6 protein-coding genes are annotated in these 12,618 nt (G+C 71.3%); 1 reads left to right on the top strand and 5 read right to left on the bottom strand.

Going from position 1 to position 12,618, the window contains the following annotated elements; all coding sequences use genetic code 11:
• Positions 1-417 precede the first annotated feature (417 nt).
• The 5 genes from pgm to ACFUC1_RS18290 are packed head-to-tail and all read right to left on the bottom strand — an operon-like array spanning position 418 to position 9,837.
• Positions 418-2,061 (bottom strand): phosphoglucomutase (alpha-D-glucose-1,6-bisphosphate-dependent), encoded by a 1,644-nt coding sequence (gene pgm / locus ACFUC1_RS18310; RefSeq protein WP_379122362.1) that lies wholly within the window; start codon positions 2,059-2,061, stop codon positions 418-420.
• A 22-nt stretch (positions 2,062-2,083) separates the two neighbouring features.
• A complete protein-coding gene (gene glgB / locus ACFUC1_RS18305) occupies positions 2,084-4,555 on the bottom strand; it encodes a 1,4-alpha-glucan branching protein GlgB (protein ID WP_379122361.1) in 2,472 nt (823 codons plus the stop codon).
• On the bottom strand, positions 4,552-5,991 hold the full coding sequence (locus ACFUC1_RS18300) for an aminoglycoside phosphotransferase (protein ID WP_379122359.1): 1,440 nt from the start codon (positions 5,989-5,991) through the stop codon (positions 4,552-4,554). Before ACFUC1_RS18300 ends, glgB begins: the two co-directional genes overlap by 4 nt.
• The gene (gene treS / locus ACFUC1_RS18295; protein WP_379122357.1) at positions 5,984-7,696 is read right to left on the bottom strand and encodes a maltose alpha-D-glucosyltransferase; all 1,713 of its coding nucleotides are present in this window, start codon (positions 7,694-7,696) and stop codon (positions 5,984-5,986) included. The genes ACFUC1_RS18300 and treS overlap by 8 nt, the downstream gene beginning before the upstream one ends.
• On the bottom strand, positions 7,696-9,837 hold the full coding sequence (locus ACFUC1_RS18290) for an alpha-1,4-glucan--maltose-1-phosphate maltosyltransferase (RefSeq protein WP_379122355.1): 2,142 nt from the start codon (positions 9,835-9,837) through the stop codon (positions 7,696-7,698). Before ACFUC1_RS18290 ends, treS begins: the two co-directional genes overlap by 1 nt.
• 115 nt (positions 9,838-9,952) lie before the next feature.
• Between ACFUC1_RS18290 and glgP the strand changes: the two genes are divergently transcribed.
• Positions 9,953-12,547 carry an alpha-glucan family phosphorylase gene (gene glgP / locus ACFUC1_RS18285; RefSeq protein ID WP_379122353.1) on the top strand — a complete coding sequence of 865 codons (2,595 nt, stop codon included), beginning with the start codon at positions 9,953-9,955 and terminating at the stop codon, positions 12,545-12,547.
• The last annotated feature ends 71 nt before the right edge of the window (positions 12,548-12,618 follow it).

Genomic DNA, 12,618 nt, shown 5'->3' with positions numbered 1-12,618 from the left:
CCGATGGGGTGTCCGGGCCGTCGTCGCGCGCTGTGGTCGCGGAGCCGGGGATCAGCAGGCGCTGCACTCCTGCGGCACCTGGTGGCGCCGCGCCTCCGGCGTCATCAGCCGGGGGCGTCGCAGCCCTCGCAGCTGGTCGAGCGTTGCGAGGTTGGGGCCATGGTCACCGGAGCGCGGGAAGGAGGAGGGGCGGGTCACGGGTCGGGAGCTCTGGCGCGTCGTCATGTCCAGTACAACGGAGCAACCCTCCGTTTAATTCCGGAGGATCCCTCCGAATCTACCCGGCCCCGGCGATCTACCACCCCACTTGTTGCCACCACGTGGTCACGGAAGCCGCTCTGGGGACGTCCCGTGACCACCTGCTGGCAACAAGTGGGGATGGGCGCGTGCCGAGGGCCGTCCCCCGAGTGGGGCGCCTCAGCCCCCGAGCGCGGCTCCGACCACCTCGCGCGCCTCGGCCTGCACCTGTGCCAGGTGCTCGGGACCGCGGAACGACTCGGCATAGATCTTGTAGACGTCCTCGGTGCCGGACGGGCGGGCGGCGAACCAGGCGCTCTCCGTCACCACCTTGAGGCCGCCGATCGCGGCCCCGTTGCCGGGCGCCTCGGTCAGCTTGGCCGTGATCGGCTCGCCCGCGAGGCGGTCCGCGGAGACATCGCCGGGGGAGAGCGCGGCGAGCTTGGCCTTCTGCTCGCGGTTCGCCGGGGCGTCGATGCGGGCGTATGCCGGGTCGCCGTGCCGCGCGACCAGCTCGCGGTAGTGCTCGCTGGGCGTCCTCCCCGTGGCCGCGAGCACCTCGGACGCGAGCAGCGCGAGCAGGATGCCGTCCTTGTCGGTCGTCCACGCCCTGCCGTCGCGGCGCAGGAACGAGGCCCCGGCCGACTCCTCACCGCCGAAGCCGAAGCTGCCGTCGATGAGCCCCGGGACGAACCACTTGAACCCGACGGGCACCTCGACGAGCCGGCCGCCCACGTCGGCGGCCACCCGGTCGATCATCGAGCTCGAGACCAGCGTCTTGCCGATCGCGGCACCGCTCGGCCAGTCCGGGCGGGCCCCGCCGAAGAGGTACTGGATCGCCACGGCGAGGAAGTGGTTCGGGTTCATCAGCCCGGCGTCCGGGGTGACGATCCCGTGCCGGTCGGCGTCGGCGTCGTTGCCCGTCGCGAGGTCGTACTCGTCCTTGCGCGCGATGAGCGAGGCCATCGCGGAGGGGGAGGAGCAGTCCATCCGGATCTTGCCGTCCCAGTCCAGCGTCATGAAGCGCCAGGTCGGGTCGACGAGCGGGTTCACCACGGTCAGGTCGATCCCGTGCCGGTCGGCGATCTCGCCCCAGTACGCCACGGAGGCCCCGCCCAGCGGGTCCGCCCCGATGCGGATGCCCGCCTCGCGGATCCTGCCCACGTCGACGACGCTCGGCAGGTCGTCGACATAGGTGCCCAGGAAGTCGTAGGCGCCCGCAGCGGCGCGCGCGCGGGTGAAGGGCACGCGCTTGACCTCCGCGAGGCCACCGGCGATCAGCTCGTTCGCGCGTGCCGCGATGACCTTCGTGGCGTCGGAGTCGGCGGGTCCGCCGTGCGGCGGGTTGTACTTGAACCCACCGTCGGTCGGCGGGTTGTGCGACGGCGTGACGACGATGCCGTCGGCGAGGCCGCTGCCGCTCGTTCGGCCCTGGTTGGCGCGGATGATCGCGTGCGAGACCGCCGGGGTGGGCGTGTAGCCGTCGCGGTCGTCGACGAGCACGGTCACGTCGTTGGCGGCGAGCACCTCGAGGGCCGAGGCCCACGCGGGCTCGGACAGCCCGTGCGTGTCCCGCCCCATGAACAGCGGCCCGTCGTAGCCCTGTGCTGCCCGGTAGTCGCAGATCGCCTGCGTGGTGGCCAGGATGTGCGCCTCGTTGAACGCCGTCCTCAGGCTCGAGCCGCGGTGCCCTGAGGTCCCGAACGCCACCTGCTGGTCGACGTCCTGCGGGTCCGGCTGCAGCGTGTAGTACGCGGTGACGAGGTGCGGGACGTCGACGAGGTCGGACGGCTGGGCCGGCTGGCCGGCGCGCGGGTCGCTCATGGCTGCTCCTCGGTGTCAGGGACTACGCGGTCGGTCCGACGGGTGCGGTGTGACCGGCCGTCACGGTCGGCTGCTCGGAGGCGGCCTCCTCGACCGGCGCCAGGTAGACGGCGGACAGCTTGGCCACCGTCACCTCGACGGAGTACGGCTGGCCGTCGGCGGGTACCTCCTGGGCCTGCAGCTCGACCCCGGCCTGGCTGGCCGTGCCGAACTCGTCGAACCCGCTCGTGTCGAGGACCACCCGCCAGCGCCCCGCGCGGGGCACGCCCAGGCGCAGCGGGTCACGGGAGATGCCGCCGAAGTTCACGGCCACCGCGAGCACGTCCCCCTGCCGGTCGGGGGTCCCGAACCGCAGGTAGGAGTAGGTGTTGCCCGCGTTGTCGTTGGCGTTGAGCCACTCGAACCCGGCCGAGTCCGAGTCCAGCGCCCACAGGGCCTTGCTGTCCTTGTAGACCCGGTTGAGCTCCTTGACCAGGTTGTGCACCCGGTAGTGGGCGGCGTGGTCGAGCAGCCACCAGTCGAGCTCACGGCCGTCGGCCCACTCGGCCTCCTGGGCGAACTCGCTGCCCATGAAGATGAGCTGCTTGCCCGGGTGGCTCCAGATGTACGCGAGGTAGGCGCGCACCGTGGCCAGCTGGTCGTAGCGGCTGCCCGGTGCCTTGCGCAGCAGGGAGCCCTTGCCGTGCACGACCTCGTCGTGGCTGATCGGCAGCAGGTAGTTCTCGCTGTACGCGTACATGAGCGAGAACGTCAGCAGGTTGTGGTGGTACTGCCGGTGGACCGGGTCCTCCTTCAGGTAGCGCAAGGAGTCGTTCATCCAGCCCATGTTCCACTTCAGCCCGAAGCCCAGGCCGCCCGCGTCGGTCGGCTTGGTGACGCCCGGCCAGGAGGTGGACTCCTCGGCGATCGTGACGATGCCGGGGACGCGCTTGTATGCCGTGGCGTTGGCCTCCTGGAGCAGGCCCACCGCCTCGAGGTTCTCGCGGCCGCCGTGGACGTTGGGGATCCACTCGCCGTCGCGGCGGGCGTAGTCGAGGTAGAGCATCGACGCGACACCGTCGACGCGCAGGCCGTCGACGTGGAACTCCTCGAGCCAGTACACGGCATTCGCCACGAGGAAGTTGCGCACCTGCTGGCGCCCGAAGTCGAAGATGTACGAGCCCCACTCGGGGTGCCAGCCCTTGCGGGGGTCGGGGTGCTCGTACAGCGGGAGCCCGTCGAACTGCGCCAGGGCCCACGGGTCGGTGGCGAAGTGGCCGGGCACCCAGTCGAGGATGACGCCGATGCCGGCCTGGTGCAGCCGGTCGACGAGGTACCGGAAGTCGTCCGGCGTCCCGAAGCGGGCGCTGGGCGCGTAGTAGCTCGTGACGTGGTAGCCCCACGACGGCGGGTACGGGTGCTCCATGACGGGCATGAACTCGACGTGGGTGAAGCCGAGGTCGCGGGTGTAGTTGACGAGGTGCTCGGCGAGGTCGCGGTAGGACTGCCCCTTGCGCCACGAGCCCAGGTGCACCTCGTAGACGCTCATGGGCCCGGTGTGCGGGTCGTTCTCGGTGCGGTGGCGAAGCCAGGCCTCGTCCTGCCAGTCGTAGCGCGAGTGCTCGACCCGCGACGCCCGTCCCGGCGGCAGCTCGGTCGAGCGCGCCATGGGGTCGGCCTTCTCGCGGACCCGGCCGTCGGCCCCGCGGACCATGAACTTGTAGAGGGCCCCGTCGCCGACGCCGGGGACGAAGAGCTCCCACACGCCGGACTCGCCGAGCAGGCGCATCGGGTGGGTGCGGTTGTCCCAGCCGTTGAAGTCGCCGACGACGTGCACGGCCTGGGCGCGCGGGGCCCACACGGCGAACGAGGTGCCGACCACCGTGCCCATCGGGCCGCCGTACTCGCGCACGTGGGCGCCGAGGACGGTCCAGAGCTGCTCGTGCCGTCCCTCGCCGATGAGGTAGCGGTCGAGGTCGCCCAGCGTCGGCGCGAACCGGTAGGGGTCGTCCTGGACGTGCTCGATCCCGTCGCCGTAGGTGACGAGCAGGCGGTAGTCCTGCGTCTGGGTGGCCCCCGGCCGCAGGCCCCGCCACACGCCGTCGGACTCGTGCTCCATGACCACGTGCTCGCCGTCGGCGAAGCGGACGACGACGGAGGCCGCGAACGGCCGGAAGGCGCGCACCACGAGGCCCTCGGGCTCCAGGTGGTGCCCGAGCAGGTCGTGCGGCTGCTGGTGCCGCCCGTCGATGAAGGCGCGGATCGCCTCCTGCGGCGTGGCGGGCACGGGGACCGGCTCGGGCTCGCGGCTCACCGGGGGCTCGGTGACCTGCGCCGGCTCGGGCTCGCGGCTCACCGGGGGCTCGGTGACCTGCGCCGGCTCGGGGGCTTCGGGGTCCGGATGCGTAGCCGGAGCGGCCGGCGTCTGGGAGGTGTCCAGCGGGTGGGCAGCAGGTGTGCTGTCGCCCTGGGGGTCCTTCGGGTCCTTCTTGTTCTTGCCGAACTTGGGGCTCATGCCAGGTCCCTTCGTGCGTCGTCGAGCAGTCGGGCCACTGCGGCGGTGGGGATGGTCAGCCACGGTGGGCGGTTTCGTGCCTCGTACACCACCTCGTAGAGGGCCTTGTCGAGCTGGAACGCGATGAGCAGCGCGGGGTTGTCGCGGGGGTCGCTCCCGGCCGCCGCGGCATAGCCGTCGAGGAAGGATGCCTGGGTGGCGGCGGCCCAGTCGCGCGCGCTCCTGCCCGGGTGGGACTGCTCCCACGACCCGGCGGCGTAGTCGAACGAGCGGAGCATGCCGGCCACGTCGCGGATCGCGAGGTCGGGGCGGCTGCGCTCGGCCAGTGGCCGCAGCGGCTCGCCCTCGAAGTCGAGCAGCACCCACCCGCGACCCGCCACCTGCAGCACTTGGCCGAGGTGGTAGTCGCCGTGGATCCGCTGGAGTCGCGGCCAGGGGGCGTTGACGGCCCGGTCGAAGACCGAGGCGATGCGGTGCTCGAACGCGGCCAGTGCCGGGACCTCCGACGCGGCGGCGATGTAGCGCGCACGCATGCCTGCCACCACCTCGGCGATGGCGGCCTCGGTCACGGGCTCGGTCGGCAGCACCCGCGCCAGCAGGTCGTGCACCTCCGCCGTTGCCGCACCGAGGTCGCGCGCCGGGGCGGTGAAGTCCTCGCCCGAACCGATCGCCCGCAGCGCCACGCGCCACGCGTCCTCGGTGCCGGGGAAGAACTCCTGGGCGAACGCCAGGTGGCCGGCGGCGGACGGGCCGCCCTCCACGGGTGAGGGCCAGCGGGCGGACACGGCGCCGACCATCCCGGGCACCCGCGTGGAGCCACCCTCGGACAGTGCGCCCTGGACGGTGACGTCCGGGTTCTCACCGTCGTGCAGCATCCGGAAGACCTTGCAGATCAACGGTTTCGGGGCTCCGTCGGCGTCGACGCAGTCGAAGACGATCGACGTGTTGGACTGCTCGCCGGACAGCACCCGTGAGCCGCGCAGGGTCACCTCCCGGGTCCACGACCGGTGGCGCTCACCCACCACGTCGGGCTCGACCGTGTCGGACTGCGAGCCGGCCTGTGGCACGGCCCGGCCGAGGGCCAGCTCGAGCAGCTGCGCGGCATACACCGGGTCGTGCGGGCCGTCGTAGACCCAGCGTCGGCCCAGGACGCTGTGCTCGCTGGTGCCCACCAGGGCCGACTGCGCACCCTCGAGCGGTGCAGCCCGGTAGGTGAGGGGCACCTGGTAGAGCACGGGCGCGGGGCCGGCCTCGTCGACGACGAGGATGGTCTCGATCCCGACCTGCCCCGCGGGGTCGTCGAGGCGCCACGACCAGAGCTTGCGCAGGCGGGGGGTGCTGCCCTTGGCGGCATACCAGCGCTGTCGGCCCATCCAGGCGGCGAGCAGCTCGAGCTTGGTCGGCGACAGGGAGGCCGAGTTGTGGATCTCAGCCACGGGCAGCCGCCGGAGCCAGTCGGAGCCAGAAGAAGTCGCGCGAGCCCAGGGTCAGGGTGATGGTCCCGTCGTCGGACACCTTCGGGAAGCCCAGGCCGCCGAACAGGTCCGTCGTCTGCGCGCCCTTGAACTCCTCGGGCACCTTGATGGTGGTCGCCTGCGGCCGGCTCGTCAGGTTGTTGACGCACAGGACGGCCTCGGTGTCCTGCGCGTCGCCCTCGCCGGCCCACTCGACCCGCAGGAACGACAGCACACCCTCGTTGTCGCTGGGGCAGACCTCGAAGTCACCGCGCCCGAACACCGGGTGGTGGCGGCGGATCTCGAGCATCGCCTTGACCCAGTGCAGCAGCGAGGAGCTGTGCGCCATCTGGGCTTCCACGTTGACGTTGTTGTAGTGGTAGACGAGCGAGGAGATGACCGGCAGGTAGAGCTTGCCGGGGTCGGTGGTGGAGAACCCGGCGTTGCGGTCGGGCGTCCACTGCATCGGCGTGCGGACCGAGTCGCGGTCGTTGAGCCAGATGTTGTCGCCCATGCCGATCTCGTCGCCGTAGTAGAGGCACGGCGAGCCCGGCAGCGAGAGCAGCAGCGCGTGGATCAGCTCGATCTCCGCCCGGCTGTTGTCCAGGAGGGGAGCGAGGCGTCGCCGGATGCCGACGTTCGCCCGCATGCGGGGGTCGGGGGCGTACCAGCCGTACATCGCGGCGCGCTGCTCCGGCGTCACCATCTCGAGCGTGAGCTCGTCGTGGTTGCGCAGGAAGGTGCCCCACTGGGCGCCCTTGGGGATCGGCGGGGTGTCGGCGAGCACGTCGATGATCGGCGCGGCCTTCTCCTCACGCAGCGAGTAGTAGAGCATCGGCATGACGGGGAAGTGGAAGCACATCTGGCACTCCGGCGCCTCCTCGGTGCCGAAGTAGTCCACGACGTCGGCCGGCGGCTGGTTCGCCTCCGCCAGCAGGATGCGGCCCGGGTACTCCTCGTCGACCATCCGCCGCAGCTTGGCGAGGAACTCGTGGGTCTTGGGGTGGTTCTCGCCGTTGTGGCCCTCCTCCTCGTAGAGGTAGGGGACCGCGTCGAGCCGGAAGCCGTCGATGCCCATGTCCATCCAGAACCGGACGACGTCGAACATCGCCTCGTGGACGGCGGGGTTCTCGAAGTTGAGGTCCGGCTGGTGGGAGAAGAAGCGGTGCCAGAAGAACTGGCGCCGCACCGGGTCGAAGGTCCAGTTCGACACCTCGGTGTCGATGAAGATGATGCGCGCGTCGGCGTACTTCTCGTCGGTGTCGGACCACACGTAGAAGTCGCCGAACGGCCCCTCGGGGTCCGAGCGCGAGGCCTGGAACCACGGGTGCTGGTCGCTGGTGTGGTTCATGACGAAGTCGGTGATGATCCGGATGCCGCGCGCGTGCGCCTGCGACACCAGCTCCTGGAAGTCCGGCAGGGTGCCGAACTCGGGCAGGACGGCGGTGTAGTCGGCGATGTCGTACCCGCCGTCGCGCAGCGGCGAGGCGTAGAACGGCGGCAGCCACAGGCAGTCGACGCCGAGCCACTGCAGGTAGTCGAGCCGGTTGATGAGCCCGGTGAAGTCGCCGGCCCCGGACCCGTTGGAGTCGCCGAAGCCGCGGACGAGGACCTCGTAGAAGACGGCCGTCTTGAACCACTCGGGGTCGTGCTTGAGGCCGGGCTGGTTGAGGTTGAGACCCTGCATCAGAACCTCCTGATCTCGACGACGTGCACGGGCTCGGTCTCCGGACCCAGTCTCACGTAGACGTTCTCGCCCCACTGCCAGGACTGGTCGGTGACGAGGTCGTGCGCGGCCACCGTGTCCTGCCAGCCGAGCCCGAGCGCCGGCATGTCGAGGTGGACCATCGACTCGCGCGTGCTGTGCGGGTCGAGGTTGGCGACGACCACGACGACGTCCTCGGTGCCGTCGGGCAGCACGCGGCGCTTGGAGAACGCCATGATGTTCTCGTCGTCCACGTGGTGGAAGGTGATGTTCCGCAGCCAGTGCAGCGCCGGGTGCGCTCGACGGATCTCGTTGAGCCGCGTGAGGTAGCCGGCCAGCGACTGCCCCTCCTTGGGGCCGCCGGGCTCGTAGTCCTCCCAGTGGCGGTTCTTGTACTGGTACTTCTCGTTGTCGATCTGCTCCTCCGCGCCCGGGCGCGCCACGTGCTCGATGAGCTCGTACCCGGCGTAGATGCCGTAGGTCGGCACGAGGGTCGCGGCGAGGGCCGCCCGCAGCTTCCAGGCGGCCGGGCCGCCGAACTGCATGTAGGGCGTGAGGATGTCGTGGGTGGTCGGCCAGAACGACGGGCGCATGTATGCCGCCGCGTCGCCCGCCAGCTCGCGGACGTACTCCTCGAGCTCCCACTTCTGGTTGCGCCAGGCGTAGTACGTGTACGACTGCTGGAAGCCGACCTTCGCCAGCGTGTGCATCATCGCCGGCTTGGTGAACGCCTCGGCCAGCCAGATGACGTCCGGGTGGTCGCGCGCGACGTCCTCGATGAGCCACTGCCAGAACTCGACCGGCTTGGTGTGGGGGTTGTCGACACGGAAGATCTTGACCCCGTGGTCGATCCAAACCTGGATGACCCGGCGCACCTCGGCATACGCCCCGGCCGGGTCGTTGTCGAAGTTGAGCGGGTAGATGTCCTGGTACTTCTTCGGCGGGTTCTCGGCGTACGCGATCGTGCCGTCGGCCCGCGTCGTGAACCACTCGGGGTGGCTGGTGACGTACGGGTGGTCCGGCGAGCACTGCAGCGCGATGTCGAGGGCCACCTCGAGCCCGAGCTCCTCGGCGCGGGCGACGAACGCGTCGAAGTCCTCGAACGTGCCGAGGTCGGGGTGGATGGCGTCGTGGCCGCCGTCGGGGGAGCCGATGGCGTAGGGGCTGCCCGGGTCGTCGGGGCCGGCGTCGAGGGTGTTGTTCGGGCCCTTGCGGGCCGTCGTGCCGATGGGGTGGATCGGGGTGAGGTAGACGACGTCGAAGCCCATGTCGGCGATGGCGGGGAGGCGCTTCGCGGCGGTGCGCAGGGTGCCGGACGTCCACTTTGCGGTCTCGGGGTCCTGCACCGCTCCCTCCGAGCGCGGGAAGATCTCGTACCAGGCGCCGTAGAGGGCGCGCTCGCGCTCGACGAGGAGCGGCAGGTCGGCGGATGGGCTGACGTGGTCGCGCAGCGGGCGGTCGTGCAGCTCGGTGCGCACGGCCGGGTCCGTGCCGACGTGCAGACGGGCCTGCGGCGGTCGTCGGGTGTCGCGCAGGGCGGTCACGGCGTCCTCGAGCAGGGTGCGCGCGGCGGCCGGGCGCTCGACCTCGGCCAGGGCGCGCTCCAGCACCCGGGCGCCCTCCTCGAGCATGAGCTCGGAGTCGATGTCGGCGGCGACCTTGATCGAGGCGTCGTGGTCCCATGTCGCGTAGGGGTCCGACCAGCCCTCGACCCGGTAGCTCCACAGCCCCAGCTCGTCGGGGGCGATGACGGCCTCCCACGCGTTGAGGCCCGGGTTGACCAGGGTCATCGGCACCAGCGTCTCGGTCCCGGTGGGGGAGGTGAGCACGACCGAGGCGTTGACCGCGTCGTGGCCCTCGCGGAACACCGTGGCGGTGACCGTGAGCTCCTCGCCCACCACGCTGGCCGCCGGCCGGGCGCCGTTGTCCACGCACGGGCGGACGTCCTGCACCGGGATGCGGCCGACGGGTCGCTGGGGAGGGGTGGAACGCGGCGGTTTCGACCCTCCCGTCCGGGTCGTCCCCGGGGCGACCGCGGACGGAGCGGCGGGGGTGGGCGGTGTGGTTGCTCGGGGGGTCGCAGTCACGCGCCCGACGCTACTCGGTTCGCCCGCTGGGCACATGTTCGCGACGCCCGGCGGACCTCTTTGCGCAGGCCAGGGGCGTCGCGCTGAAATCCCTGAAAGATCTGCAAGAAACCAACAAGGATGGGGCCCCGAGGGCTTAGGATGGCCCCTCGTGAAGGCCATCCGACGCTTCAGCGTCCGTACCGTCCTGCCCGAGCCCATTGCAGCGCTCGGCGACCTCGCAAGCAACCTGCGGTGGTCGTGGCACCCCCCGACCCGGGACCTGTTCCAGCGCATCGACCCCGACCGGTGGACCAAGGTCCGCCATGACCCGGTGCGCCTCCTGTCGGCCCTGTCCCCCCAGGAGCTCGCCGACCTCGCCGGCAACCACGACTTCGTCGCCGCTGTCGCCGCAGCCAAGGCCGACCTCGACGAGTACCTCACCGAGCCCCGCTGGTACCAGGCGTGGGCCGAGGGCCAGGAGCCGGACGACATGGGCCGCCGCGCCCCCCGGTCGATCGGCTACTTCAGCCCCGAGTTCGGCATCACCGAGGTGCTGCCGCAGTACTCCGGCGGCCTCGGCATCCTCGCCGGCGACCACCTGAAGACCGCCTCCGACCTCGGCGTCCCGATCGTGGGCGTCGGCCTCTTCTACAAGACCGGCTACTTCAAGCAGAGCCTCAACCGCGACGGCTGGCAGCAGGAGACCTACCCGGTCCTCGACCCCGACGGCCTGCCGCTCAGCCTGCTGCGCGAGGACGACGGCACCCCCTGCGTCATCACCCTCGACCTGCCCGGCGGCCGCGAGCTGCACGCCCACGTGTGGCGGGCGCAGGTCGGCCGCGTGCCGCTGCTGCTCCTCGACTCCGACGTGCCCGAGAACGACGAGGCCGCCCGGGACATCACCAACCGCCTCTACGGCGGTGGCGGCGAGCAGCGCCTGCAGCAGGAGATGCTGCTCGGCATCGGCGGCGTGCGTGCCCTGCGCCTGTGGTCGCGCCTCACCGGGGCCCCGGCGCCGGACGTCTACCACACCAACGAGGGCCACGCGGGCTTCCTCGGCGTCGAGCGCATCCACGAGCTGACCCAGCAGGCCGGCCTCAGCTTCGACGAGGCGCTCGAGGCCGTGCGCGCGGCGACCGTGTTCACCACGCACACCCCCGTCCCGGCCGGCATCGACCGGTTCGGCGCCGACCTCATCGAGCTGCACTTCGGCGGCGACAACGCCGTGGCCGGTGTGCCCATCGAGCGCCTCCTCGCCCTCGGCGCGGAGGACTACCCGGGCGGCCAGGCCGGCATCTTCAACATGGCCGTCATGGGCCTGCGCCTCGGCCAGCGCGCCAACGGCGTCTCCCAGCTGCACGGTGTCGTCAGCCGCGAGATGTTCGACGGCCTGTGGCCGGGCTTCGACGACGACGAGGTGCCGATCACGAGCGTCACCAACGGTGTCCACGCCGGCACCTGGGTCGACCGCAGGGTCTACGAGCTCGCCGCGAAGCACCTGGGCACCACCGACATCGAGCGCGACCACGCCTGGGACCGCATCTCCGACGTCCCCCGCCACGCGATCTGGGAGACCAAGCGCGAGATGCGCGCCCAGCTCGTGCAGGAGGCCCGTCGGCGCACCCGCTCGTCGTGGAAGAAGCGCGGGGCCAGCCCGGCCGAGCTCGGCTGGGTCGACGACGTGCTCGACCCCGACGTGCTGACCATCGGCTTCGCCCGGCGCGTGCCGACGTACAAGCGCCTCACCCTCATGCTGCGCGACCCCGAGCGGCTCAAGCGCCTCCTGCTCGACCCGGAGCGCCCGATCCAGCTCGTCATCGCCGGCAAGTCCCACCCCGCCGACGAGACAGGCAAGCAGCTCATCCAGCAGATGGTCCGCTTCGCCGACGACCCGGAGATCCGCCACCGGATCGTCTTCCTGCCCAACTACGACATCGCCATGGCGCAGTACCTGTACCCGGGCTGCGACGTCTGGCTGAACAACCCGCTGCGCCCGTTCGAGGCGTGCGGCACGTCGGGCATGAAGGCCGCCCTCAACGGCGGGCTCAACCTCTCCATCCTGGACGGCTGGTGGGACGAGTGGTACGACGGCGAGAACGGCTGGGCCATCCCGACCGCCGACGGCGTCGAGGACGCCCACCGCCGCGACGACATCGAGGCGGCCGCGCTCTACGACCTCATCGAGACCGTCGTCGCCCCGCGGTTCTACGACCGTGACGCCGAGGGCCTGCCCCAGAACTGGCTCGGGATGATGGTGCACACCCTGCAGACCCTGGGCCCGAAGGTCCTGGCGAGCCGCATGGTGCGCGACTACACCACCCAGCTCTACGGACCCGCAGCCCGCGCGGGCTGGGCCCTCAACGGCGAGACCTTCGTCGGTGCCCGCGAGCTGTCGGCATACAAGGCCAAGGTCACGGCCGCGTGGCCGAACGTCCGCGTGGACCACGTCGAGTCCTCGGGCGTCGGCGACAGCCCGCAGATCGGCGAGACGCTGCACGTGCGCGCGTACGTCTCGCTCGACGGCCTCGACCCGGCCGACGTCGACGTCCAGGTGGTGCACGGCACCGCCCGCGACAGCGACGAGCTCAAGGACGTCGAGGTCAAGTCGCTCGACTTCGTGGAGTCCTACGAGGGCGGCCGGCACCAGTTCGCGGGCGACTTCGCGCTCTCGCGGACCGGTTCGTTCGGCTACACCGTGCGGATCCTGCCCAAGCACCCCGGGCTGGCCAGCACGAGCGAGCTGGGGCTGGTCGTCAACGCCTGACCCGCCTCCCAACCCGTCGGTATGCCGCGTGCGCGCCCTGCGCACGCGGCAAACCGCAGTCCGGGGGCAGC

This window comes from Pedococcus sp. NPDC057267 (assembly GCF_042668795.1).
In the GTDB taxonomy this organism is placed as follows: Bacteria; Actinomycetota; Actinomycetes; order Actinomycetales; family Dermatophilaceae; genus Pedococcus.
The sequence above is the reverse complement of the archived record's forward strand: the minus strand, read 5'-3'. Positions and strand labels throughout refer to the sequence as shown.